The sequence below is a fragment of the Pseudomonas sp. TSO6 genome, from assembly GCF_056098905.1.
The window spans coordinates 240,712-265,043 of record NZ_JBLZWV010000026.1 but is presented as its reverse complement, the minus strand read 5'-3'; the positions used below and the strand labels follow the sequence as shown (position 1 = coordinate 265,043).

The window sequence follows — 24,332 nt, the reverse complement described above, 5'->3', positions numbered from 1 at the left end:
GCGAGGTCAGCTCAGCGAGGGCCACCGCCCTGATGGCCACCGAAGCCACCGCTACCGCCGTGGCCACCACCGTGACCGCCGCCACCGCCCGGCGGCATGAACATCCAGCAACCCGACAGGCTAGATACCAGGACTGCAACCAGGGCTGCACGGAAAAGATGTTTCGACTTCATTGGAACGCTCCACAGGGTTAGATCTGCTGCCTGCCAGTAGCCGGTTCGGCAGCGGGCGGATTCTAGAGCTGTGGGGTGATGGCACAGGGAAACTTTGCATAACTTTACAGTTGGCGCAGTCACCAGGGCTTAGTGAAGAATTCGTACCAGCGCTTGGGGCGGCGGGCGGTCAGCATGTGCCGGTGTCGCGCTCCTGCAGCAACTTGCGGGCTTCACGGGCCAGCTTGTCGAGGCGGTCGACCAACTCGACCATCACGTCCAGCGTGTCTGCTTCTTCATCCCGCTCGTGATTCTTCCTGACCGCAGCGATGCATTCACGCATGGCCGGCGACCAGCGTTCCTCGGCTTCCTCGCCCAGGGCAATAAGGGTGTTGATGCCTCGCCGCGCCCCCGAGGTAATGTCCTGCGCTTCGGCGGCGAGCTCAGTGGGTGCGGCCAGCCGCACTTCGGGCTCATAGGCGCTGTCTTCCTCTACGCCCGCCACTTCTGCCTCATCAGCCGGGCAGGCAGCCTTGACCAACGCGTCGGTTAGCTCGCGGATGTCATCACTGAGGAACTGCACGGTGGCCAAGTGCGTATTACGGCGCGGGGCCTGCGGCAGAAAGAACTGCACCTGCTCGCCTTCGCCCAGTACCGCGTCGCTCCACTCGCGCAAGGTCTGCCCATAGCTGAAGCGCGGGTAATTGACCCGCGGGTAGAGGCGCTCGATTACTTCATCGCTGAGTGAGCTTGGGTCCACCATGACCCCGTACTTGTGCAGGAGGTCGAAGGCGACTTTGTAGCGCGGGGTCAGCAGCTTGCGGTTGATGCCCTGATGAAATGGCGCCGACAAGGTGCGCATTGCGTCGTTCAGGGTTCGGTTATCCAGCACCCCGACCAGCTCGCCCAAGGTGTCTGCGTCACTGGCGCCTTCGGGCACGACCCAATCGGCCATCAAGACACGTGCTTCATCCAGCGCCTGGGTGATCGTTTTTACAGCGTGCGGCATGGGAAATCCCTTTTGTATAAGCGTCCATGCACAGGGCCTGGAACATTGCATGATATCTTTTTGATATTGCGGCGGAGATTGCCAATTTATGCCGGCTTCGGCAAGCCGCGCCCTAGGGCTGCGGTATGGCGCCACCACGACGTCCTTGACCCACTCCCCCCACCGCCGCATGCTCAAACGCTTCCACCCCACGCTCAAGGACCGATTGCATGAAGCTGGAAACTCTCGCCATCCACGCGGGCTTCAGCCCCGACCCGACCACCAAGGCAGTGGCTGTACCGATCTACCAAACCACCTCCTTCGCCTTCGACGACACCCAGCACGGCGCCGACCTGTTCGACCTGAAAGTGGCCGGCAACATCTACTCGCGCATCATGAACCCTACCAACGATATACTCGAAAAGCGCATGGCAGCCCTCGAAGGCGGGGTTGGCGCGCTGGCGGTGGCGTCGGGCATGGCGGCCATCACCTACGCCATCCAGACCGTCGCCGAGGCTGGTGACAACATTGTCTCGGTGGCCAAGCTGTACGGCGGCACCTACAACCTGCTGGCCCACACCCTGCCGCGCATGGGCATCCAAACCCGCTTCGCCGCCCATGACGACATTGCCGCCCTCGAAGCCTTGATCGACGCGCGCACCAAGGCGGTGTTCTGCGAATCCATCGGCAACCCCGCCGGCAATATCGTCGATATCGCCGCACTGGCCGAAGCCGCCCACCGCCACGGTGTGCCGCTGATCGTCGACAACACCGTGGCTACCCCGGTGCTGTGCCGACCGTTCGAACATGGCGCGGACATTGTCGTGCACTCGCTGACCAAGTACATCGGCGGCCACGGGACCAGCATCGGCGGCATCGTCATCGACTCCGGCACGTTCCCTTGGGCCGATAACAAGGAACGTTTCGCCCTGCTCAACACCCCCGACCCGTCCTACCACGGCGTCACCTACACCGAAGCCTTCGGCCCCGCCGCCTTCATTGGCCGCTGCCGCGTGGTGCCGTTGCGCAACATGGGCGCCGCGCTGTCGCCGTTCAACGCCTTCCTGATTCTGCAAGGCCTGGAAACCCTGGCCCTGCGCATGGAGCGCCACACCGAGAACGCGCTGAAAGTCGCCCATTACCTGCAAGCTCACGAGCAGGTAGCCTGGGTGAAGTACGCCGGGCTGCCCGACCACCCCGAGCATGAACTGGCCCAGCGCTACACCAGCGGCAAGCCGGCGTCGATCCTGTCGTTCGGCATCAAGGGCGGCCAGGCTGCCGGTGCGCGTTTCATCGATGCGTTGCAACTGGTGGTGCGCCTGGTAAACATCGGCGATGCCAAGTCACTGGCTTGCCACCCCGCCTCCACCACCCACCGCCAGCTCAACGACGAGGAGCTGGAAAAGGCCGGCGTGCCGCGGGACATGGTGCGCCTGTCGATAGGCATCGAGCACAGTGACGACATCATCGCCGACCTGGCCCAGGCCCTGGAGGCCAGCCGCGGGTGAATCATCCGCGCCCTACCCAATGCCGACGGCGGGCGCACCGTCATCTAGCCTGGATACACCCGCAATGACCTTGTTCTACCTGAAACTTATCGTCACCCCCCTGCTGATGTGGGCCATCTCTCTCGCCTCGCGGCGCTGGGGCGGTTTGCTGGGTGGGTTGCTGTCCGGCCTGCCGATCACCTCGGCCCTGGTAATGACCTTCCTGTGCCTGGAACAGGGCAATGCCTTCGCCTTGGGCGCGATACCCGGCGCACTGGGCGGCCTGGCGGCGGTGCAGGCCACCTACACCTTCTACCTGTTGGCCACGCGCAGGCTCGGCACCGCCGTGGCCGTGCTGCTGGCGTTGCTGTGCTATGGCGTGGCCGCCTATGCGTTTACCCACTGGGGCACCCTGCCCCTGTCGATTGCCGTGGCACTGGTGCTGATCGGCGTGCTGATACGCGCCAGCGGCCGTGAGCCCAAGCCCGAGACTTTGAGCCGCGCCCGTCAGCGATTTTGGGAGATCCCCCTGCGCATGGTGTCTGCTACTTGCCTGCTGATGATCATCACCAGCCTGGCCAGTTGGTTGGGCCCGGCGACCAGCGGGATGCTCGCCCCGATACCGGTGATTGCCTGGCCACTGGTGGTGTTCGCCCATGTACAAGGCGGGCGGGCCGGGATGGTAGCGATGGTGCGGGGCAATGCGATCGGTGCGGTGGGGGTGATCGCGTTTTATCTTGTGCTGGCGGCGCTGCTCGAAGTGTGGGGCGTTGGCCTGACCATCGGGCTGGCCATGCTTTGCGCCGTAGTGCTGACCGTTGGGCTGGCTACCGTATTACGGCGGCGTTGATGCGCCAGAGGGGCTGCTACGCAGCCCATCGCAGGCAAGCCAGCTCCCACAGGGGCGGTGCAACGTTTGAGCCTGGCGCCATACCTGTGGGAGCGGGCTTGCCCGCGAACACCGGCGCAGCCGGTGCCATACTCCGCGCAGGCTGCTTCGCGGGTAAACCCGTTCCCACAGTGGCCGTGCCAGATCAATGAATTGAGGTAACCCCATGAAGTATCAGATTCGCAGGGCGCGACCAGAAGATGCTGCGGATATTAGCCGAGTAATCATCGCCGCCCTGCGCCAGACAAACGCAGCGGACTACGACGCCGCGACCATTGCCAGGGTCGAAAAATCGTTCAGCGAAGCGCGCATTGCAGGCCTGCTTGAGAAACGCCTGATCTTCGTTGCGGCTAATCACGATGAGGTCGTGGCTACTGCCAGCCTTGAAGATGATGTAGTCAGAAGCGTATTCGTCGCCCCCGAATATCAGCGGTCGGGTATCGGCGAGCAGTTGATGTTGGCAGTCGAAAACGAGGCGCTGATGCGTGGCTCGCAGCGGTTGCGAGTGCCCTCTTCGATTACGGCGCAGGGTTTCTACAACTGCTTGGGGTACAGCAAAGTACGTGATGAATACCACGGCGATGAACGCACGATCATCATGGAGAAGCGGCTGATCGAACCATGATGGCAGGGCCTGGACGCCTTTAGGTTGTTGGCATCAGGCCCTGTAAGGCAAACGCCATCAACGCGGTTGAGGATGCTCGGCGGAAACCGAGTTATTGGCCTCCACGTCTTTCATTTCCTCTTCGATCGGGCCGTCATCATCTGCGGGTAATGGAACCTCTCCATCACCTGCCCCCGCCTGCTCATCGTTGGTTCTTGCGGTACCGTTGTCCCGGTCGAGCTGCCCGTCCTGGTCCGAACCGGGATTGCCGGGAGGTGGGTCCCAGTCTACCGGGCGCTTTTCGGACCAGGCTTCACCGACGCCTTGCTTGGGCTCGGACTCAGCCTCTTCAAGGCCCGAGCCGTGGGCCGCCTCTGCGTCGGTGGTATTTTCCGTTGGCCCCGGGTAGGGCGAGTCGGGGCCATTGTGGTCGATTGCCATGGGCGTTCTCCTGGTTGCAGCGCGGCGAAGGTGCGCTTGTTATTCAGAGAGAAATCGGCTGGTGAGAGTGCCTTGTGTTCGACCGGTGGTGCAAAAGGCCGGGATCGCGGCTTTTGCTTGCCAGGGTGCAGGCGGCTTGAACTGGCAGCGGTCAAGCCAGCTGGATTTGCGATAAACCCAGTACCTCTGCCTGCGCAAGAATCTGCAGAGGGGTGGCGTCGGCGGGCGGCATGACCAGGCTGTTCTCGCCATCACCAAAGTGCAGCACCATCAGGTGAAGCGCCGCTTCGTGCAGGGCGAGTGCATTCTGTTTCAGCTCAAAGGTATGACTGGCAGGCTGGCCGTTGAGCAGGTAGCGAACGGTATACGTGTGCATGAGAACCTCAGAAGCAGATAAGGGACTCATTACCTGACCTGAAGGACAAGAAATAATTCAGCAATCGGCCGCTTGACTCATTCCAGCCCGCCTTGACGGCAGCGGTTGACACCCTTGCCTGCGGCCCTAGTCGAACGCCCCGTTCAACACCTCATAGATGATCCCGGTCGCCACAGCGACCAGAATCAGGTCCGCGCCCGCCTGCATCCACTCATAGCCGTCATAGTGCGGCAGCTGCCCCACCAGGCGGCCATCCAGTTTTTTGGCGATTCCGGGCGGCAAGGGCTTGCCGCGCGCCAGGTTCTTCTGAATACCTGGAGGCAATGCGGGGCCTGGGCTCCAGTAACTGCGGTGGCCACCGAGAATGCCCAGCACATCACCACGGTCGATGGACGGGCCGCCGTGCCAGTCCTTGCCGCCAGCGCTCTGCTTGTGGCCGCCCGCATTACCCTGGCCTTGGGAGTGTTGAGCCTGGCCCTTGCCGTGCCCCTGACCTTGGCCCTGGCCTTTGCCGTTACCCGGGTCAGCGAGCGCCGGGCCAAAGGCCAAGGCCAATGAGGTGAGAACAGCTGTAAGGACTGTTGATCTGGCCATGTGAGCATCCGTCGCGCGAAGAGTTGCCCACATTATAGACAGTGGGCAGCGCCTGCTTCGCTCTGCAGGCCGTGGAAATTGCAGTTGTCCCCTCAAGGGGACATCGCTGGCTGTCGCCTCGAGTACAGTCACTTGCACACCTGAAAAGCTACAAAAATAAGGATGTGCACCACATGCATCAGCCCCATAGCGAGTCGCGTCGCTCCCTCTATTTCAACTATCAAGTCTTCCCCGCCCATACGGCCAGCGTCGGGGCCGCCCGCGTTGAACGCAAACCTGTAGTGGTGGTAGGCGCCGGCCCGATCGGCCTGACCACTGCCCTGGACCTTGCCCGTCATGGTATAGCCTGCGTGGTACTGGCGGCGGAACGGCAAGTGAGCGAGGGCAGCCGGGCGATCGTGTTCACCCGTCGCTCGATGGAAATCCTGCAGCAGGTAGGTGTCGCCGAGCGGGTCTGCGAGCTTGGCTTGCCGTGGAGCTGTGGCAATTCGTTCTACCGCAACCAGCTGGTGTTTCGAATGGAAAACCCACACGACCCTGACGACCGCTACGCGCCCATGACCAACCTGCAACAACCCTGCCTGGAGCAGTTGCTGGTCGAGGCCGCCGAGGCTGATCCGTTGGTAGACCTGCGCTGGGGAAACCGCGTAACCGGCCTGGCACAGTATGACGACTTCGCCCGGCTGAGCATCGATACCCCAGCCGGTAGCTATGAACTGGACGCTGATTGGGTAGTAGCGGCGGACGGTGCCCGCTCAACCTTGCGCACCCTGCTGGCGCTGAAACTGGAGGGTACCGCGTACAAAGGGCGCTTCGTGATTGCTGATATCAAGATCGACCTAGGCCTGCCCACCGAGCGCCTGGCCTATTTCGACCCGGACTGGAACCCGGGCAACACCGTATTGATGCACCGCGAACCGGGTGATATCTGGCGCATCGACTACCAACTGCCCGAAAACGAAACCCCGGAACAGGCGTTGCAACCGGAATCACTGCGCACACGCATCAATGCCCAGCTGCGCATGCTTGGCGTTGAAGACCCACAGTGGGAAATGGACTGGAGCTCGGTCTATTCCACCCGGGCGCTGACCCTGCCGAATTACATCCACAAGCGCGTGATATTTGCCGGGGACGCGGCACACCTGTTGCCGATTTTCGGCGTGCGTGGCGCCAATACCGGGTTCCAGGACTGCCATGGCCTGGTGTGGAAACTGGCCCTCACCCACAAGGGTTTGGCAGGCCCCAAGCTGCTGCCGTCCTATTCCACCGAACGCGTCAGTGCGGCGCGGGAAATCATCGGCGAGGCCGGCAAGAGCACCCGGTTCATGGCGCCACCCACTGCGGGTTACCGCCTGGTACGCGATGCGGTGTTGTCGCTGTCGCTGACCCAGGCATTCGTCCGCCCGTTGTACCACTGGCGGACCTCGCGGCCACACGACTACGCGGACTCGGTGCTCAACTGTGCAACTGACGACAATGAGCATTTCACTGCCGGCCCGCGCAACGGCGCCCCGCTGCTGAACATCAGGCTGGCCGAAGACGACTACCTGTTCGACCACTTGGGTGCCTGCTTCTACCTGCTCTATTTCACCGACAGTGACTGCATCCCAAGTGACGTGATCGAGCAGGCGACTGCCATTCGCAGCAGCGGCGTGCCCTTGCAGATCATCGCGATTGCGCAAAACGCCCAGGCCATCATCACCGGGGCAGACCAACTGATCGACGACACCACCGGCCGCATCGCCGCCAAGTATGGCATCCCCCGCAATGGCGCTTACTTGGTGCGCCCAGACCAGCACATCTGCGCCCGCTGGCTGCAGGTATCGGCCGCACAACTGCAATCCGCCATCGACACTGCCTTGGGCAAGCACTGAGAGGAAGCGCCATGAACACCCTGACCGCAACAGACCTGGAAGTGGTTTACGACGTACTGGCAGACGCTTTGGACCAGGCCACACCGGCCAAGGCCGAGCTGTTCCTGACCAAGCTGGCGCTGCTCAGCGCCCATGCGCTTGGCGATGCCCAGGCCTTCACCGAACTTGCCCAGTGCGCGCTTCAAGACCTGTAGTACCTGCCCTTGCCAATGCACCGGAGCCGGTGCCGCTGAAACCAATAATAATCAGGCGCCCACATGCATCAGACCATTGCCCCCATTCCAACGACAGAAACCGCCAACAACCCCCAGCAAGCCGTGATGCGCAAAGTGTCCAGGCGCCTGCTCGGCTTTCTGTTCCTGTGCTTTGTGCTGTCGTTTCTCGACCGGATCAACATCGGCTTTGCCGGCCTGACCATGATGGGTGACCTAGGCCTGAGCAGCACCCAGTTCGGCATGGCAACCACGCTGTTCTACATCGCCTATATCGCCTGTGGTATCCCCAGCAACATGGCCTTGGCCAGGGTGGGTGCGCGCAAATGGATCGGGAGCCTGATGATCGCCTGGGGGCTGGCCTCGACCGCGACACTTTTCGCGACCGATGCCAGCAGCCTGTACCTGCTGCGGATTCTGGTCGGTATCACGGAGGCAGGCTTTCTGCCCGGTGTGCTGCTGTACCTGACGTTCTGGTTTCCGGCGGCCTACCGGGCACGGGCCAACGCCCTGTTCATGATCGCGATGCCGTTTACCGCAGGCTTCGGGTCGGCGATCTCGGGGCTGATACTGGGGCTGGATGGCGTGTGGGGCTTGCACGGGTGGCAGTGGCTGTTTCTGCTGGAGGGCCTGCCTTCGGTGATCATGGGCTTTGTGGTGTTCGGCTACCTGAACGACACGCCGCAGCAGGCCCGCTGGCTGAGCCGCGAAGACAAGCAACATCTGCAGCATGCCCTGGCCGCAGACAACTCCCCTTCCAACCACACAACAGGAGACGGCCCCGGCAGCCTGCTGCGCGAAATGCTCTCACCCACGGTGCTGATGTTCAGCCTGGTGTATTTCTGCCTGGTCAACACGCTGGCCATGATCGCCGTATGGACGCCGCTGATCATCAAGAGCATCAGTGTCGCCGACAGCAGCAACAGCACCATTGGCTTTCTGGCGATGATTCCGCAGGTGTGCACCATCATCGGCATGGTGGTGTGGGGCCTGCATTCCGACCGCAGCCAGGAACGCAAATGGCACCTGGTGCTGCCTATGCTGATGGCCGCTGCCGGCTGCATGTTTGCCGCTTATGCCGGTAACCCGATGGTGCAACTGTGCGGCATCTGCATGGCCGCCACCGGGTCGTACACCGCCATGTCGATATTCTGGACTACCCCGGACCAGGCGCTTACGTTCAAGGCGCGCGCCACTGGCATTGCGGTGATCAACGCATTCGGCAACACAGGTTCGGCGCTGAACCCGCTGGTGGTTGGCTGGTTGAAAGACCTGACCCAAAATTTCACGGCCGGGATTGTCTATGCCGCAGTGCTGTTGGTGATAGGCGCGTTGCTGACCTTCATGCTGCCCCTGCCCTCGCCCGCATCGGTCCCAAAGCATGCACAAAAGCTGTAGCCGGCGGTTGGCCGCCTCGATAAACCCGAGCCTTACGGAAAAACCTGTGGGAACGGGCATGCCCGCGAAGAGTCCGACGCGGTGGATGGCACCGGCGTTGCCGGTGTTCGCGGGCCCGCCCGCTCCCACAGGTATCACGCAAGCCTGAAGCCTGCACAGTACCTGTGGGAGCGGGTTCACCCGCGAAGAATCCAACACGGTAGATGGCACCGGCTTTGCCGGTGTTCGCGGCTAAAGCCGCCCCCACTGGTATTCCGCAAGCCTGAAGCCTGCACAGTACCTGTGGGAGCGGGCATGCCCGCGAAGAATTCGACGCAGTGGATGGCACCGGCGCTGCCGGTGTTCGCGGGCGCGCCCGCTCCCACAAGCCTCGGCATGGCTCCCGAGCCTATGAGTGGACAGTTTTATGATTGTCCAATGGCTCATTTAGAGACGTTTCCTACAAGGTTTTAGGACACCCCAGGAACCTCCGGCAAGCGATTCCTCGTTAGTGTTCAGGGACCATCACGGTCCCTTTCAATGCGAGGTCGTTTTTGACAATCAGCCAACGTATCGCCATTGCGGCAGCCGAAGCCGGGCTGCCTTCTGACCAGTGCATGGCCTGCGAGCGGCAAGGTTTGCCGATCCTGCCGCTGCGCCGCGCCCTGGTGCCGGATACCCGACCGGAGTGCATCACGACTGTGGCGGGTAGCCTGCATATCTCGGCGAAGATGGGCCTGCGCACTTTGCGCATGGGTTACCTGTATGTGCTGCTCGATCAGCAGGTCTGGCATGCCTACGAAGTCAGCGAACAGGGCCACCTGCGCCGCTTCAACCCCTACGAACCGTCGGACGGCCTACCCGCATCGCTGCCCGAAAATTGCGCCAATGAAAACCACGACATTCCTTCATCCTTCCTGAACATCGATACCGACCGGTATGGCAGCGCTTGGCTGGCTCTCTCTAGCGACCCTTGGCCGGCGAGCGTGCTGAATGCCTACAAGAAGGGCCAGGCACCTGCACATCGCTTCGAGGGGGTTGACCTGACCCAGGCGCGTAACAACCCAGAATTACTGGGCATTGCCATGACGCCGGATAACCTGCAGGTCGACAAGGATGTGTTCGAGTACGCCCAGCATGGGGGCTCGCCGTTTGACAGTGCGCATGGCTTTCACACTCGCAAGCTGCGTAGGTTTGCCTTGAAGGGGTACCTGGTCAACGCGATGAACCGGCACAAGCTGGAGAACGGCGTGCTGGCGGTGGTGCTCGACGATACCGTTGGCCTGATTCAGGAATTCAACCATCAGCGGTTGAACTGGGTGGTGAAGCGCCAGGTCTGGCGTGAAGACCCCATGCGTGCCTACCAGTTGCAGACCTCGCAGATCCTGCAGGCCATTCGTGCCACGCACCGGGAGTGGGCGGCGCAGAAGGTGCCGTCGCTGGAACCGATGACCGGCGATGGGCCACCGGTGTTCGTCGACCCGGCAGTGGAACGTCAACGGTTGGTAGAACGAGCCCAGCTGGAAAGTGACGAGCGTCTTGAGGAGCGCTACCACGAACCGAAGCGAGCGGCGTTCCAGGCCGGGTATGACCAGCAGGAAGCCGAGTTTCAGCGCTACATCGACAAGGACGCCCATGCTTATACCGCGCTGTTCGACACGCCCATGTTCAAGGTGGCCGAGCAATACGACTACGACGGCGATCATCGTGAGTCTGGCGTGGCGTATGCCAAGACCATGGCCTTATGCCTAGGTGGCGGTATTACCGAGGCGGTGGCGTCCGATGTGAGTCCCGCTTCCGGCACCACCGAAACGCTCTGGCAGAAATGGCTACAGGATCCTGATAGCCCTCCCTATCGCGCGTTGTTGATGCGTGACCGTGCGTTGTTGGCCGGGCTGCTTCCCAGCTTTTCCGACGTCACCAACTGGAATGACAGCGACAAGCTCTACGGCATGCTGAGCAAGATCATTGCGAGCGACGACGCCGGCTTGCGCATGCGCAACACCCTCAAGCAAGCCATTGCCGAAATCCAGGGCGCGCTCAACGCCGCCAGCCAACGGTTGTCGCCCAATTTGCCACATGGGATCCAGAGCGCCGTGCGGCACCTGAACAGTGCAACCCAGTTCCTTTACAACGGCGTGCACCTCATCGAGCTGGAAGTGAAGATGAAGCTGGGCGAGTACTACGCCCTGCAGAGTGCTCATCTACGCGAATTGCAGCACAAAGCCAATGCCTCGATTGCCGAGGCACGGGACCGGATGCATCGCAACATCGATGACATCGACATCCATTCGACCAAGGCCTGGAACAAGGTGCGGCCGATCATTCAGCACGGGCTGATGAGCCTGGCAGTGCTCGACCCGCGGTTTACCCACACCATGATCAGCGTAACGGTGTGGGTCGAGGGCACCGCTGAAGACGTGCGAGGCCGGTTGATTGAGGAAGCCAGCATGAGGGTGACCCAGGCGAGCAGCGCGACGCAGATTGCCTTAATGGATATCTCGGTCGCGGCGGGAACCTTGGAGGCGAATGCACGAAAGGTGTTGCAGGACATGCGCATCACTTCGCAGCAGGCGGCACAGCTTGTGCGGACCGGCTTTAGCGGCTTGCGAGGTGTGGCAGGTAGCTGGGAGGTATTGCTCGCGATTGGAGGGTTGTACTTGCAATACGACAGTCTGAGCAGAAACCAGGATAAGGCGGAAGCAGAGATTGGGCCAAAGGCTTACGAGGCCAAACTGGCGTTGCAGGGTTCGCTATTGGGGATATTGGGCGGGCAGATTGAGTTAATCGGACTCATAACGCGGTCCGGCGCCGGCAACATACATAGGCCATGGGCTAAGGGAGTTGCTGTCACTGGACAGGCAATAATTAAAATCGGTGCGGCACTGAGTGCCATCGCAGGGATTTTCGACACGGCACAAGCAATATCGGCGAAGAAACGCACTAAGGCCGCCGGTGATAATACGGCTGATCGCCAATTTACATTTGCAGCCGTAGCGTCTGGCACGAGTACCGTGGCGTTTGCGTTTGCAGTTTTCAGGCCCTTCGTTTTTGGCCCCTTGGGCGTGGCAGTCACATTAGCTCTACTCGCCTATGAGTTGAGCAAGCGAGCGGAAAATAATGAATCAACTCCTCTCGAACGCTGGGCACGCCGATGCCATTTTGGGCTCGCCAATGAAACCCCTCCTATACACTGGAAAGCTCCGGAATTCTCAGATATAGCGTTCGCTGAATTGAATGCGGCGACGCTGGGCGTGCAGGCAAATCTCAATTTTGAGTCAAGCTTGGCTACGGACCCTACCCTCCCAAAAATAGGAGGTTTGGTCAGCTTGAGCATGGAGCAAAAACTCAAGTTTTTCATAATATTACCCAAATTCAGTGAGGCGAAATCTGCGTACCGCTGGAAACTGATGGCACATCGTGTCGGTGATGGAACGTTCCCGGATTACGTGGGCGGAGAAACCATTGGCTCGGGCGAATACTTAGCACTCCCAACAAAACCACTTTCTCCATCATCCTCTTTTTCTAAATTCGCACCACCCCGGCACCCAGATTATGCATATGACTTTTCTACAAATGAGCATCGAAGACCTTATTCCACTGAAGATGGCAATGATTTTCAGCTCGAAATTTCAGGGACCGTACCGCTAGCTCCTACGATTGGAAGACACACCTTCGGCGCAGCCACCCTGCTGCTCATGTATTGGCCCGACCGTAACTTACCGGACGCCTATATTGAAATTTGCTCTCGAGAGATAAATGAATGACAGTTAAACCTAAGGTGTTGAGTGAGCGCGCGATAGGCTGGAGCTACGATCTGCCTTCAGTGGGAGAAAAACCAGAAACCCACTATTGGATAGCGCATGTAAACCCTCCACCCAATCAATTTGATGACGTGCACCTTGAATTACCGAGAAAAACGGTAAGCCTCCGAGGGTTTTCAGCGCTAGTCGGTGTTCCTGGACTATTATTTTGCGCCGGCCTAGCACTTTCTTTGTACTGGGATTTATTTATCTACGGCTGGGGGCGCGACTGGTTAATGAATATTTTATTTATGCTCGGCCCGCCCGTAATGATGTGGGCACTTATCCCTTACATCAGGCTGGATCTTGTCATCCCCAGAGACGAACCTATTCGCTTCAATCGCCTACGTCGAAAAATCTACATTTACGAGTACAAGTTCGACCGCATCTTCATCTTCAGCCGTAAGCGCTGGGGTGTCCAACCCGTCGCCTACAACTGGGACGACGTCACCGCCGAGGTCTACCGAATCTACGCCCCTGGCCATGGTGGCCTGATCGAAAACGTCATGCTGTCAGTCCGTAATCCTGAGACTGACGAAGTCATTGATCGCGTCTTCTTCACTCATACCCTGCATGAGGGCAAGGCTTTCTGGGCCATCGCCCGGCTCTTCATGCAACAAGGCCCTGAAGCCCTGCCCAAGTTCGTGCACCTACCCCGCGACTGGAACGATGACGATGGCCTGAGCCACATGCATTGCCTGGCGCCGAAAGTACAGTGGCCAACGGAAATCGACCTTGAGTCTCGCACTGCGCCAGCAACGGATGAGGTCTGCTGAAAACTACCGCACCTGTTGCTGGCGATTCGGCCAAGATCTGGCCTGCAGGACGAGACAGCGCGCTGGATGGCACCGGCTTTGCCGGTGTTCGCGGGTGAACCCGCTCCCACAGGTAATGCACATGACTTGGAGATTTTGACGCCCCTGCAAGAGCAGCAGCCTGAGCAAAATCCAAAAGTCAGCGCGGTCCCTGTGGGAGCGGGTTTACCCGCGAAGGGGCCGGTCCCCTCGCAATGCGGAACGCGCTCAGTTCAATGCCTCATGCGCTGGCTGACACTGGTCGCGGTGTACGTACACCCCACAGCCAGTAGCCCAAAGACAGAAGGACCAACCAGCCAACCCCGACATACATGGCGGTGCGGCTGGCCGGGAACCAACCGAGCACGCCAAAGATGAACACCATGAACGCAATCGCGCAAGCTGGCCCTACCGGCCACAGCGGCACCCGATAATCCAGTGCCGCAGCCTCCTCCTTGCTCATGCCCCGCCGCATGGCCACTTGCGACAGCAGGATCATCAACCAGACCCAGACAATGGAGAAAGTGACCACCGCGGCAAGCACCAGGAACAAGTCTTCTGGCACCAGGTAATTCAATACCACGCCCAACAGCAGAGCGACGCCCATCACTGCAACCGTCATCCACGGCACACCGAAACGCGACAGCGATGCAAAGCCGGAAGGCGCTTGGCCGTTTTGAGCCATGCCGTACATCATTCGCCCGGCGCTGAATATGTCGCTATTGATGGCTGATACCGCAGCGGAAATTACCACGATGTTCAACACGGTTGCCGCTGAGCTGATGCCAAGGCCACTGAAGATCTGAACGAATGGGCTACCGTGGCTGCCAATGCTGGTCCAGGGATAAATGGCCATGAGCACGAACAGGGTAAGGATATAGAACAGCAGAATGCGCAGAGGCACCGAGTTGATGGCCTTAGGCAGCACGCGCTTCGGGTCCTTTGCCTCGCCTGCGGTAATGCCGATCATTTCGACCCCGCCAAAAGCGAACATCACAACGGTGAACGAAGCAATCATCCCTCCGATGCCATTAGGGAAGAACCCGCCGTGGCTCCACAGGTTCGAGATGCCGGCAACAGTGCCTGCCTCGTCATTCAACTGGATACCCAACAGCAGCACAGCCCCGCCTGCCACAATCATGGCAACGATAGCGGTCACCTTCAGCAACGACAGCCAGAACTCCATCTCGCCGAACACTTTCACGCTACACAGGTTCAGCGCCCCGATGAAGAACACTATTCCAAGCACCCAGATCCAGGCGGGTGTTTCCGGGAACCACAGCCCCATGTAGACGCCAAACGCCGTCACATCTGCCAGGCACACCACCAACATGGAGAACGCGTAGCTCCAACCAGTCAGAAAGCCAAAATAGCGGCCCAGGTATTGGCTGGCATAGTGGCCGAACGAGCCTGACACCGGGTTATGAACCGCCATTTCGCCAAGGGCACGCATCATCATGTAAATGGCTGCACCCCCTATCAAATAGGCGAGCAACACTGATGGCCCTGCCAGTTTTATTGCCGATGCCGAGCCATAGAACAGCCCCGTACCGATAGCAGAACCTAATGCCATGAAGCGAATATGCCGGGTAGAGAGACCCCGCTTCAGCTGTTGTGAAGATTGAGCGCTCATAGATACCTTCTTGATTTTATTATCAGGTCCGCACAACGCAGATGCTGTGCGTTTTAATCAGGCACGCATTTATTCAATCATCAAGCCCTTGGCCACAGCACCGGGAACAACTCATGGTTCATCTGGGCACCGCTGGCCAATTGTGTTTCGAGCCCGGGAAACTGTGGTGAAGTTTTCCACTGGCGCGGTGCGTGAGTAATGTCGTCGCCCAGGAAACGCACCGAGAAGGCACGGCGCCGGCGGTTGCCCCCGACACCTCCAGAAGCGTGCAAGGTCAGCATGTGGAAGAACACGGCGTCGCCTGGGGAAAGCTCCCAGCCGAGGATGTTCCAGGCGCTGCGGTCGGCCTCGATATCCGGCAAGTCGGCCAGGCTACCTTCCGGGAACCATTGCGCCTGGCTGTCGAGGAAGCTGCGCGGCATCAGCCACGGCCCCAGGTGCGAGCCCCCTACAAACTCCAGGGTGGACTCCCTTGCGACGGGGTCGATAGGCATCCACATGCTGCAGTTCTGGCGCCCATCGATGTTGTAGTACGGCTGGTCCTGGTGCCAAGGCGTGCGCTGGCGCGTGTTGGGCTCCTTGACCAGCAGATGATCGTGATAAAGCCGGACTGTTTCGCTGTTCATGAGTTGAGCGGCAACGCTACCCACCCGGCTCTCGAAGATGAACTGGCGATAGGCCGCGATATCGCCCCAGTTGCAGAAGTCTTCGAAGAACCAACCCGGGTCGTCGGGGCGGCTCGCCACTTTGGCGCGCTCGCTGGGGGTTTTCAGATTCTGTTCGATGCCGGTTTCGAGCAGTGCAACTTCCTCCGGCGTGAACAGATTACGTACGCAGACGGCACCATCACGCTGGAAAGCTTCGATGGTTTCTTCGCTGAGTTGAAATTCGGCGGACTGTTTCATAAAGCACCCTTTGGTCTTTTTATTGGGCAACAGCACCACTGCCAGAAGGTAAGCGGGACAAGCAGGGTGCACGGCGAGTATTGCTTTTCGGCACCAATAGGAAAAGAATATATTTCCTAATCCGGAGTATAGGAAAAAATGATAGGTTTCTCGTTCCGGCAGTTAGAGTACTTCGTCGCCGTGGCCGAACACGGCAGCATCAGCGCTGCGGCGAGAGCCCGCCACGTTTCACAGCCGTCGGTATCGGTTGCTATTGCCCAACTTGAAGAGGCGCTGAATGAGCGGCTATTCCGGCGCCAAGTCAGCCGAGGGCTGGAGTTGACGTCAGCGGGCACGCGTTTGCTGGCCCAGGCCCGCGATATCATTGGCATGGCCATCGCCATGAATCAGAACGCCGATACGGCGCAAGGCTCGCTGCGCGGCAACCTGTCGCTTATCTGCTTTCAGGACCTGGGCCCTTATTACGCGCCGCGGCTGCTATCGAGCTTTCGCAAGCAGTACCCCGAAGTCGAGGTAACGCTGTTCGAAACGGACCTGGCAGGCGTGCACCGCCACCTGAGTGCCGGCAAAGCGGAGCTCGCGCTTACTTACGACATAGGCCTTGATCCCTCGCTGCCGCGCCAGGTGTTGGCCGAGTTGAAACCTTATGCGCTCATCGCCACAGACCATCGCCTGGCCCACTTGGCAGCCATACCGCTGCATGAACTGGCCCAGGAATGCCTGATTCTTGAGGACATCGCACAAACGCGTGAGTATTTCCTTTCACTGTTTTGGGCGCACAACCTGCAACCGCGCACCCAGCAATACACCCAGACCTTCGAGATGCAACGCGGCCTGGTCGCGCATGGCTACGGGGTTGCCCTGTCGTGCACCCGCCCCGCCGGCGACCACTGCTATGACGGTACACCGCTGCTGTGCCTGCCATTACTGGAAGAGGTGTCACCACAAAAAGTGGTGCTGGCTCAGTCAGGCGCCATGCACCCGTCGCCGGTAGCGGAGGCGTTCAAGGGCTGGGTGACTCAGCAGATAGCAGGCTCCGTTACCGGCAAGCCCGCCCACTGATCAAAACACCGACCACCCGATCCGCGAACTCAGCAACTCCAGCGCCGCCATGCCCGCGAGGGAGTTGCCCGCAGCATTCAACTCGGGGGACCAGACGCATACGGTAAATTGCCCCGGCACGATTGCCACGATGCCGCCCCCCACGCCACTCTTGCCTGGTAACCCCACTCGGTAGGCGAAATTACCGGCTTCGTCATACAGCCCGCTGGTGGCCATGATCGAGTTCACCTGCTGGGCCTGGCGCCGGGTGAGGATTTGCTCTTCGCTGTGCTTGCAAAACCCGTCGTTGGCCAGGAAGCAGAATGCCCGGGCCAGGTCCAGGCAGTTCATTTGCAGCGCGCAGTAACTGAAGTAACTGCGCAGCACCGGCTCGACTTCGTTATGGAAGTTACCAAAAGACTGCATCAGGTAAGCCATGGCAGCGTTGCGCGCGCGGAACTGATATTCCGAATCGGCGACACGGGCATCGATCGAAATGTGAGGGTTGCCCGAAAGACGTCGAACAAAATCACGCATCGACAACGTGGGTGCTGCGAAGCGTGACTGGTTGATATCGCAGATCACCAACGCCCCCGCATTGATAAACGGGTTGCGCGGGCGCCCGCGCTCGAACTCCAGCTGCACCAGCGAATTGAACGGCTGGCCTGAAGGCTCATGGCCAAGCCGCTCCCAAATGGCTTCACCTGAGTGGCCTATTGCCTGAACCAGGCTGAACACCTTGGAAATACTCTGCACCGAAAAAGGCACGCTTGCATCGCCTGCACAGTAATGGCTGCCATCGTTGCTATACACCGCAATGCCCAACTGCTGCGCCGGTACGTCGGCCAGCGCTGGGATGTAGTCAGCCACTTTGCCCTTGCCGATCAAGGGGCGTACTTCTTCAAGAATCTCGTTCAACAGCGTTTGCATGAAAGGCCCTGGCTCAATCCCCTTCAGACGTCGGTAAGGGGTCGCATGCTTGACGAAGACTGGGCGGCATAGATCACACATTCGGCAAGAAACGCATGTGCGCCACACAGCACACTGTGTGAGCAGCGTCACGTTCCGCAAGCCCCTAGCACATGCGTACTATTCTCAGCGCGGCAAGGGCTTGCCGATACTCCCAGCGTTAATCCGTTGCACATATGGAACGCCATTGCCCTGAGGGCTGGCAGCCACTTGCGTGGCATCTAATGGAGTATCTGGAGTCGCTATGAATCCCCTTTTCCGGCTATCCCCGCTGACGTTCGCGATCAGCCTCGCCCTGCTGCCGAGCGCTCAAGCAGCTGACTACAGCCTCGACAGTGGCGAGGACACCTTCAGCAGTGACCGCGCCTACGATGGCACGGTGTCGCTGCGCCCCGGCAACGGCGTGCCCGCCAGCCTGACCATCAACAACGGCGCCGAACTCACCAGCAAGGGTGGGCGGATCGGTGGCTCGCTCACCAACAACGAAGCCAGTACGGCCATGGCGACTGTCACGGTCCAGGGCCCTGGTACGCGCTGGGTGGTGCCCCGTACCACTGCCGTGCTGGGTAACACCATCGTGGTCGGCGGCGCCGGCCAGGGCACGCTCAACGTGCTCGACGGCGGCCAGGTATCGGTGCGCGACCTGCAGCTCAGCGACAACGGCAACGCCGGCAATGCCCTGTCCCGGGCGAACCTGCTGGTCAGTGGCCAGGGTGCGAAGGTGGATGCTGTCAACGTGACTTCTGGCGGCGTATTCCTTTACGACTCGCGCATTACCCTGCGCGATGGTGGGCAGCTTGCCAGCGAACGTGTGGCCATCAACTCGATCAGCGACTTGTCAGGCGCCAACACCCGCTGGGACAACACCGGCACCTTCCGCAACCGCAACGACCTCAGCCTGAGCAACGGTGCGGTGCTGACCAGTGACTCAATGGAGCTGGGCTCGGCCAACCTCAACCGCAACACCGTGGTGAGCGTGTCCGGCGAAGGCACGCGCCTGGCCACCCGCGCACTGACCTTGGGCACCACCACTTCGAGCACCAACCTGGTATTGGGCAATGGCGCCGAGCTGAGCAGTACCAAAGGCATCGACATCAGCGTGCTGACCAGCATCAACTCGGCCGCACGCGGTACCCTCAGCATCGGGGGCGGGGTTGTACGGGACGACAGCCGCACCGATATCGACGCCCTCACGGCCAGCGCCGCACAGGCCGCCGGCCGCCTGGACCCGCAAACGGCAATCCGCTTCGGCGCCGGTAGCGGAGCGCTGGCGTTCAACCACACAGACAGCAACTTGCAACTGAGCAACAGCATCAGCGGTGCGGGCCGCGTTTACGCCTTCAGCGGCAACACCACCCTGAGCGGCGACCTGACCGGGATGTCCGGCAGCACGGTGGTGCGCGGCGGGCGCCTTGTGCTGGCCGGCGATGTCGACCAGACCAACCCGCGCGGCACCTCGCTGCTGAGCGTCGGCAATGGCACCCTGGTGGTCAACGGCACCGTGGGCCACACCGACGCCTCGGGCAACTACAGCAACCGCGCCCAGGTGCTGGCCGGTGGCGTGCTGGCCGGTAACGGCCAGGTCGGCACCACCCATGTGGCCTCGGGCGGTACCCTCTCGCCGGGTGAAGGCGCGCTGGGCACCCTGTCGATCAAGGGCGACCTGGACATGGCCGACGGCTCGCGCTACGCCGCAGACATCGCCGGCAATGGCGGCGCCGACCGCGTAAACGTCAGCGGCACCGCGACCCTGCGTGGCACGCGGGTCGATGTCACCACACTCAACGACGCGCAAAGCTACCAGACCGGGCAAACCTACACGCTGCTGGCCGCCCAGGGCGGTGTCGTGGACGGTGCGGCTGCCGGCACGGCCTATGCCCAGGCCTTCACCAACTCGGCGTTTCTCAACGTCAGCCTGCAGCGCACGGCCAACGAACTGAACCTGACCATCGCGCAGAAGACCACTCCCCCTGTTGAGCCACCGGTTGAACCACCTGTTGAACCACCCGTGGAACCGCCCGTAGAACCACCGGTGACGCCTCCGGTGGAACCACCTGTCGAGCCGCCTGTACAACCACCGGTACAGCCCCCGGTCGAGCCGCCCGTACAGCCGCCCGTACAGCCGCCCGTACTCCCCCCGGTGCAGCAGCCAGAAACGGGCGGGCCTGGCACCCCCGGCATCTTCCAGACCGTGGCGCAAACCGAAAACCAGTGGCACACCGCAGGCGCACTGAGCGTGCTGCAGCAAAGCGGCGACCCGCTGCGCCTGTACAACAACCTGCTGGTGCTGGATGCCGACAGCGCGCGCAATGCCATCGACCAGCTCTCCGGTGACTACCACGCCAGCACCGGCACCGCGCTTATCGCCAACAGCCAGGTGGTTTCCGGCGTGCTGGGCACCCGCCTGCGCAGCCTGTTCGACAGCACGAGCGTGCGCATGCCGCTGGGTGCATCGAACCTCATGCCAACCACCCCTGAAGCGCAGGGCGGCGCCTGGGCGCAAACCTTCGGCAACTGGTCGAAGCTGGACGGCAACAACGGCGCTGGCGGCCTGCACCAGAGAACCGGCGGTGTGCTGATTGGCGCCGACGGCAGCATCAACCCGGACTGGCGCGCCGGTGTTTATGGTGGCTACAGCCGCACCAAGTTCGATGCCGACGACCGCGATGCCAAGGGCCACAGCGACAACTACCACCTGGGCCTGTACACCGGCGCCCAGCTCGATGCCCTGCGCCTGAGCGCAGACGTCGGCTACACCTGGCACAAGCTGGACAGCAAACGCAACGTGGCCTTTGCCGGGTTCGACGACCACCTGAAAGGCAAGCGCGACGCCAACACGTTGCAGGCCAGTGGCGAAGCGGCTTACCGCATCGGCCTGGGTGCGGTGGCGCTGGAGCCGTTCGTGGGCGTGGCCTACGTGAAGTACGACGCCGACAGCTTCCACGAAAAAGGCGGTGCGGCGGCCCTGGACGTGGCCAGTGAAAAGCAGGACACCTGGTTCTCGACCGTGGGCATGCGCGCTTCAACCCGCACCCGCGTGGCTGACCACGACACCCAGTTCTACGGCTCGCTGGGCTGGCGCCGCGCCTACGGCGACCTGGACCCGAGCAGCACCCAGGCCTTCGCCGGTGGCCCGGACTTCGCGGTGCAGGGCATCGCCCAGACGCGCAACGTGGCAATGACCGAAGTGGGTGCGAAAGTGCAGCTGAATCGCCAGACCGAGGTGGGGCTGTCGTATCAGGGGCAGTTTGGTTCGGACGCACGCTTCCACTCGGTGAATGCGGGGGTTACGGTTCGGTTCTGATGCGCATTGGTAGGGCTGTAGATTTGCAGCGCCTGTGAGACCGAGCGCCGCCCGCGCGGCGCATCGCGAGCTGCGCTCGCTCCTACGTTTGTTTCGGGCCAGTAACGCCTGAGGCAGGGGCGCGCGACCGCCTTGTTTGTACGACGCGATATCGCGCCATGCGCCGAGGCGTACGCGCGCAAATGCCCCAGGAAAAATTGGCTCGAAACAAACGTAGGAGCGAGCGCAGCTCGCGATGCGCCGCGCGGGCGGCGCTCGATCTCACAGGCGCTGCAACTACCAAGACGAACACCTGCAACCTTCATCTACCGGGCATATTTCTTGGCCCCGGCCACACAGATCACAGCCCCCAGCGTCACCACAAGCATCATCCAGCTGACGTGCTCATGCAAAAGCAACGCTGCCAGCCCAAGCCCCATGAACGGCTGAACCAGTTGCAATTGCCCCACCGCCGCAATGCCTCCCTGAACCAGCCCTCGATACCAGAACACAAACCCGATCAGCATGCTGAACAGTGAAACGTAGCCAAAGCTGAACCACGCAGGGGCGCTGACCTTGGCGAAGGCATCAGGCGCTGGGAAATTAGCGATCGTCAGCAGCAGCATGAACGGCAACGCCAGCAGCAATGCCCAACTGATCACCTGCCAACCACCCAACGTGCGCGACAGACGCGCCCCTTCCGCATACCCCAATCCACACACAACGACCGCAGCCATCATCAGCAGGTCGCCCACTGCCGACGCCTCTCCCCCATTTATCAACGCATAGCCAACCACCAGCCCCGCACCTGCCATCGAAAACAACCAGAACAGTGGCCGAGGCCGTTCACCGCCCCGCAGTACGGCAAACCCTGCGGTGCAGAGCGGCAGCAGCCCGACAAAAACAATGGAATGAGCAGAAGTGACATGTTGCAGGGCCAGTGCCGTCAGCAGCGGGAAGCCGATAACAACCCCAAGCGCTGTCAAAGCCAGTGACGACAAATCACCCCGTGATGGTCGAGGCTGGCGTAGCACGATCAAAAAAAGCGCACCCAACAGAGCGGCAATGGTAGCCCTGGCACAGGTCAGAAACGTAGGTTCGAAGGCCGCCACTGCCACACGGGTTGCCGGCAACGATCCCGCAAAGATCGCGACGCCTATGAAGCCGTTGATCCACCCGCTTGTTGATTTTTCCATCGGTACATCCTCGATAAGCCAAGGCTCAGTACATCACTGACAGGCTGCGCAAGGCCACGTACAATCCAATACAGTTAAACCGAACTGTTATGCATATGAATCCAGCACAGTTGAGGGTGCGATGACACGCAACGGCACGCGAATTCACACTGTCATGGCTGAAATCCAGTCCAGGATAGCCGCTCGAACGTACGCACCAGGCGCAAGAATTCCTTCCGTCCGCGCCATGGCGCAGACCATGAAAGTTTCGGTTTCTACCGTGCTTGAGGCCTATGAACGGTTAATGGCAGAAGGTGTGCTCAGCTCTCGCCCTGGCTCCGGCTTTTACGTAGCCGGGCCAGCGGCGCCACTGGCACTGACCGAACTCGGCCCCAAACTGGATCGTGTTGTCGACCCGCTGTGGATCTCCCGCCAGTCGCTTGAAACCGCCAGCGATGCGTTGAAACCAGGGTGCGGGTGGCTTCCTCCCTCCTGGATGTACGAAGCTGGCATGCGTAAAGCGCTTCGAATTGTTGCCCGTTCTGAAACAGAGAAACTGGCGGAGTACGCATCACCGCTTGGCAGCCCGCCCCTTCGGCAATTCTTGTCGCGGCGGCTGGCTGGCATTGGCACCGAAGCCGCTCTTGAACAGATCATGCTCACCGAATCCAGCACGCACGCCATCGACCTGATTTGCCGATTTCTGCTGGAACCGGGCGACACTGTGCTGGTGGACGACCCCTGCTATTTCAACTTTCACGCACTGTTGAAAGCACACAGGGTAAAGATTGTAGGCGTACCCTACACGGCGACGGGCCCGGATATCGATGCCTTCGGCACTGCCCTGCTCGAACATGCGCCCCGGTTGTACATAACAAATTCCGGCATCCACAACCCCACCGGGGCCACCCTGTCGCCGGTCACTGCGCACAGGCTGCTAAAACTGGCCGACGCTTCTAGCCTGGTGATCGTCGAGGACGACATCTTCGGGGATTTCGAGACTACGCCCGCGCCACGCCTATCTGCCTTTGATGGCCTCTCTCGCGTCATCCAGATTGGCAGCTTTTCCAAAACCATCTCAGCTTCGGTGCGATGCGGCTACATCGCTGCCCGTGGTGAATGGATCGAGAGCCTGGTAGACCTCAAGATTGCGACCACATTCGGGGGTGGGCACCTGGCTGCGGACATCATCCACCACGCTATTACCGACAGCGGCTACCGAAAGCACATGGAGAGTGTGCGGCTTCGGCTAGCCGAGGCAATGGACAAGACGGCAACCAAGCTTCGAGCCATCGGTATCAAGCCCTGGATAATGCCCCAGGCAGGCCTGTACCTCTGGTGCCAGCTGCCTCAAGGCAAGGATGCAGCAACGCTGGCCAGGGCCTGTTTGAATGAAGGTGTAGTACTGGCGCCCGGAAATGCGTTTAGCCAGTCGATGACGGCGGGCGATTTTCTCCGTTTCAACGTTGCGCAATCGGGTGACGCCAGAATCTACGAAGTGCTGAAACGCGCCCTGAGTGCTTAGTCGCGGGCCCCATTCTGCGCCCCTGGCCAGGTAACCGCCTGCGCAACGATCACATCTTTGCCATTGAACGTGAGCGCAGGTCCGCCATGGAGTTGATATCCCAGCTTCAAGGCGTCACTGACCTTATGACAAAACGAAGCGTCATCGGGGCCAGTCAGCACCCGGTAAATCGGCAGCCCATCCGGTGGTTGAGTCATCTGTTCGGTCCTT

General features: G+C 60.8%; 21 protein-coding genes. 11 read left to right on the top strand and 10 right to left on the bottom strand.

Going from position 1 to position 24,332, the window contains the following annotated elements; all coding sequences use genetic code 11:
* Positions 1-11 precede the first annotated feature (11 nt).
* Both ACN6NG_RS10950 and ACN6NG_RS10945 read right to left on the bottom strand, forming a co-directional pair.
* Positions 12-173: a hypothetical protein gene (locus ACN6NG_RS10950; protein WP_474313965.1), complete on the bottom strand. Its 162-nt coding sequence runs from the start codon at positions 171-173 to the stop codon at positions 12-14.
* Between the two features lie 169 nt (positions 174-342).
* Positions 343-1,161, bottom strand: coding sequence for a hypothetical protein (locus tag ACN6NG_RS10945; protein WP_232251926.1), 819 nt, complete (start codon positions 1,159-1,161; stop codon positions 343-345).
* Between the two features lie 209 nt (positions 1,162-1,370).
* On the opposite strand from ACN6NG_RS10945, the gene ACN6NG_RS10940 reads away from it, so the two are divergent.
* From ACN6NG_RS10940 to ACN6NG_RS10930, 3 genes are all read left to right on the top strand, one after another.
* Complete coding sequence (locus ACN6NG_RS10940) at positions 1,371-2,648, top strand: bifunctional O-acetylhomoserine aminocarboxypropyltransferase/cysteine synthase (protein WP_474313963.1); 1,278 nt, start codon at positions 1,371-1,373, stop codon at positions 2,646-2,648.
* A 64-nt stretch (positions 2,649-2,712) separates the two neighbouring features.
* On the top strand, positions 2,713-3,477 hold the full coding sequence (locus ACN6NG_RS10935) for a hypothetical protein (protein WP_063426876.1): 765 nt from the start codon (positions 2,713-2,715) through the stop codon (positions 3,475-3,477).
* Positions 3,478-3,682: 205 nt separating this feature from the next.
* Complete coding sequence (locus ACN6NG_RS10930; RefSeq protein WP_474313962.1) at positions 3,683-4,141, top strand: GNAT family N-acetyltransferase; 459 nt, start codon at positions 3,683-3,685, stop codon at positions 4,139-4,141.
* A 57-nt stretch (positions 4,142-4,198) separates the two neighbouring features.
* Here ACN6NG_RS10930 and ACN6NG_RS10925 read toward each other — a convergent pair whose 3' ends face one another.
* From ACN6NG_RS10925 to ACN6NG_RS10915, 3 genes are all read right to left on the bottom strand, one after another.
* Positions 4,199-4,561, bottom strand: coding sequence for a hypothetical protein (locus tag ACN6NG_RS10925; RefSeq protein WP_063426880.1), 363 nt, complete (start codon positions 4,559-4,561; stop codon positions 4,199-4,201).
* A 151-nt stretch (positions 4,562-4,712) separates the two neighbouring features.
* Positions 4,713-4,937: a hypothetical protein gene (locus tag ACN6NG_RS10920; protein ID WP_132841491.1), complete on the bottom strand. Its 225-nt coding sequence runs from the start codon at positions 4,935-4,937 to the stop codon at positions 4,713-4,715.
* 126 nt (positions 4,938-5,063) lie between these two features.
* The gene (locus tag ACN6NG_RS10915; RefSeq protein ID WP_474313960.1) at positions 5,064-5,531 is read right to left on the bottom strand and encodes an anti-virulence regulator CigR family protein; all 468 of its coding nucleotides are present in this window, start codon (positions 5,529-5,531) and stop codon (positions 5,064-5,066) included.
* 173 nt (positions 5,532-5,704) lie between these two features.
* Between ACN6NG_RS10915 and ACN6NG_RS10910 the strand changes: the two genes are divergently transcribed.
* The 5 genes from ACN6NG_RS10910 (at position 5,705) to ACN6NG_RS10890 (ending at position 13,573) form a co-directional block, all read left to right on the top strand.
* The gene (locus ACN6NG_RS10910) at positions 5,705-7,405 is read left to right on the top strand and encodes an FAD-dependent monooxygenase (RefSeq protein ID WP_063426885.1); all 1,701 of its coding nucleotides are present in this window, start codon (positions 5,705-5,707) and stop codon (positions 7,403-7,405) included.
* An 11-nt stretch (positions 7,406-7,416) separates the two neighbouring features.
* Entirely contained in the window at positions 7,417-7,599 is a 183-nt protein-coding gene (locus tag ACN6NG_RS10905; protein ID WP_063426887.1) for a hypothetical protein, read from the top strand.
* A gap of 63 nt (positions 7,600-7,662) precedes the next feature.
* The gene (locus ACN6NG_RS10900; protein WP_474313959.1) at positions 7,663-9,015 is read left to right on the top strand and encodes an MFS transporter; all 1,353 of its coding nucleotides are present in this window, start codon (positions 7,663-7,665) and stop codon (positions 9,013-9,015) included.
* 533 nt (positions 9,016-9,548) lie between these two features.
* Positions 9,549-12,761, top strand: a complete 3,213-nt coding sequence (locus tag ACN6NG_RS10895) for a T6SS effector BTH_I2691 family protein (protein ID WP_474313958.1) — start codon at positions 9,549-9,551, stop codon at positions 12,759-12,761.
* Positions 12,758-13,573, top strand: coding sequence for a DUF6708 domain-containing protein (locus tag ACN6NG_RS10890; RefSeq protein WP_474313957.1), 816 nt, complete (start codon positions 12,758-12,760; stop codon positions 13,571-13,573). Before ACN6NG_RS10895 ends, ACN6NG_RS10890 begins: the two co-directional genes overlap by 4 nt.
* A 259-nt stretch (positions 13,574-13,832) precedes the next feature.
* On the opposite strand, the gene ACN6NG_RS10885 is transcribed toward ACN6NG_RS10890, so the two are convergent.
* Together ACN6NG_RS10885 and ACN6NG_RS10880 are read right to left on the bottom strand one after the other, a co-directional pair.
* Entirely contained in the window at positions 13,833-15,224 is a 1,392-nt protein-coding gene (locus tag ACN6NG_RS10885; RefSeq protein WP_049277737.1) for an amino acid permease, read from the bottom strand.
* A gap of 80 nt (positions 15,225-15,304) precedes the next feature.
* The gene (locus tag ACN6NG_RS10880) at positions 15,305-16,129 is read right to left on the bottom strand and encodes a phytanoyl-CoA dioxygenase family protein (protein WP_474313955.1); all 825 of its coding nucleotides are present in this window, start codon (positions 16,127-16,129) and stop codon (positions 15,305-15,307) included.
* A gap of 138 nt (positions 16,130-16,267) precedes the next feature.
* On the opposite strand from ACN6NG_RS10880, the gene ACN6NG_RS10875 reads away from it, so the two are divergent.
* Positions 16,268-17,191 (top strand): LysR substrate-binding domain-containing protein, encoded by a 924-nt coding sequence (locus ACN6NG_RS10875; protein ID WP_474313954.1) that lies wholly within the window; start codon positions 16,268-16,270, stop codon positions 17,189-17,191.
* On the opposite strand, the gene glsB is transcribed toward ACN6NG_RS10875, so the two are convergent.
* Positions 17,192-18,100, bottom strand: a complete 909-nt coding sequence (gene glsB, locus ACN6NG_RS10870) for a glutaminase B (RefSeq protein ID WP_016499031.1) — start codon at positions 18,098-18,100, stop codon at positions 17,192-17,194.
* Positions 18,101-18,383: 283 nt separating this feature from the next.
* Between glsB and ACN6NG_RS10865 the strand changes: the two genes are divergently transcribed.
* Positions 18,384-21,443, top strand: coding sequence for an autotransporter domain-containing protein (locus ACN6NG_RS10865; RefSeq protein ID WP_474313953.1), 3,060 nt, complete (start codon positions 18,384-18,386; stop codon positions 21,441-21,443).
* A 305-nt stretch (positions 21,444-21,748) separates the two neighbouring features.
* On the opposite strand, the gene ACN6NG_RS10860 is transcribed toward ACN6NG_RS10865, so the two are convergent.
* Positions 21,749-22,618 carry a DMT family transporter gene (locus tag ACN6NG_RS10860; protein ID WP_132841513.1) on the bottom strand — a complete coding sequence of 290 codons (870 nt, stop codon included), beginning with the start codon at positions 22,616-22,618 and terminating at the stop codon, positions 21,749-21,751.
* 121 nt (positions 22,619-22,739) lie between these two features.
* Here ACN6NG_RS10860 and ACN6NG_RS10855 point away from each other — a divergent pair, with 121 nt between their 5' ends.
* Complete coding sequence (locus ACN6NG_RS10855; RefSeq protein ID WP_474313951.1) at positions 22,740-24,122, top strand: aminotransferase-like domain-containing protein; 1,383 nt, start codon at positions 22,740-22,742, stop codon at positions 24,120-24,122.
* Here the strand turns inward: ACN6NG_RS10855 and ACN6NG_RS10850 are convergent.
* Positions 24,119-24,319 (bottom strand): DUF1737 domain-containing protein, encoded by a 201-nt coding sequence (locus tag ACN6NG_RS10850; protein ID WP_063426897.1) that lies wholly within the window; start codon positions 24,317-24,319, stop codon positions 24,119-24,121. The genes ACN6NG_RS10855 and ACN6NG_RS10850 overlap by 4 nt on opposite strands.
* Positions 24,320-24,332: the final 13 nt, after the last annotated feature.

Coding starts and splice junctions, on each gene's coding strand:
- ACN6NG_RS10950 (WP_474313965.1), bottom strand. CDS start 173: ATGAAGTCGAAACATCTTTTCCGTGCAGCCCTGGTTGCAGTCCTGGTA.
- ACN6NG_RS10945 (WP_232251926.1), bottom strand. CDS start 1,161: ATGCCGCACGCTGTAAAAACGATCACCCAGGCGCTGGATGAAGCACGT.
- ACN6NG_RS10940 (WP_474313963.1), top strand. CDS start 1,371: ATGAAGCTGGAAACTCTCGCCATCCACGCGGGCTTCAGCCCCGACCCG.
- ACN6NG_RS10935 (WP_063426876.1), top strand. CDS start 2,713: ATGACCTTGTTCTACCTGAAACTTATCGTCACCCCCCTGCTGATGTGG.
- ACN6NG_RS10930 (WP_474313962.1), top strand. CDS start 3,683: ATGAAGTATCAGATTCGCAGGGCGCGACCAGAAGATGCTGCGGATATT.
- ACN6NG_RS10925 (WP_063426880.1), bottom strand. CDS start 4,561: ATGGCAATCGACCACAATGGCCCCGACTCGCCCTACCCGGGGCCAACG.
- ACN6NG_RS10920 (WP_132841491.1), bottom strand. CDS start 4,937: ATGCACACGTATACCGTTCGCTACCTGCTCAACGGCCAGCCTGCCAGT.
- ACN6NG_RS10915 (WP_474313960.1), bottom strand. CDS start 5,531: ATGGCCAGATCAACAGTCCTTACAGCTGTTCTCACCTCATTGGCCTTG.
- ACN6NG_RS10910 (WP_063426885.1), top strand. CDS start 5,705: ATGCATCAGCCCCATAGCGAGTCGCGTCGCTCCCTCTATTTCAACTAT.
- ACN6NG_RS10905 (WP_063426887.1), top strand. CDS start 7,417: ATGAACACCCTGACCGCAACAGACCTGGAAGTGGTTTACGACGTACTG.
- ACN6NG_RS10900 (WP_474313959.1), top strand. CDS start 7,663: ATGCATCAGACCATTGCCCCCATTCCAACGACAGAAACCGCCAACAAC.
- ACN6NG_RS10890 (WP_474313957.1), top strand. CDS start 12,758: ATGACAGTTAAACCTAAGGTGTTGAGTGAGCGCGCGATAGGCTGGAGC.
- ACN6NG_RS10885 (WP_049277737.1), bottom strand. CDS start 15,224: ATGAGCGCTCAATCTTCACAACAGCTGAAGCGGGGTCTCTCTACCCGG.
- ACN6NG_RS10880 (WP_474313955.1), bottom strand. CDS start 16,129: ATGAAACAGTCCGCCGAATTTCAACTCAGCGAAGAAACCATCGAAGCT.
- ACN6NG_RS10875 (WP_474313954.1), top strand. CDS start 16,268: ATGATAGGTTTCTCGTTCCGGCAGTTAGAGTACTTCGTCGCCGTGGCC.
- glsB (WP_016499031.1), bottom strand. CDS start 18,100: ATGCAAACGCTGTTGAACGAGATTCTTGAAGAAGTACGCCCCTTGATC.
- ACN6NG_RS10865 (WP_474313953.1), top strand. CDS start 18,384: ATGAATCCCCTTTTCCGGCTATCCCCGCTGACGTTCGCGATCAGCCTC.
- ACN6NG_RS10860 (WP_132841513.1), bottom strand. CDS start 22,618: ATGGAAAAATCAACAAGCGGGTGGATCAACGGCTTCATAGGCGTCGCG.
- ACN6NG_RS10855 (WP_474313951.1), top strand. CDS start 22,740: ATGACACGCAACGGCACGCGAATTCACACTGTCATGGCTGAAATCCAG.
- ACN6NG_RS10850 (WP_063426897.1), bottom strand. CDS start 24,319: ATGACTCAACCACCGGATGGGCTGCCGATTTACCGGGTGCTGACTGGC.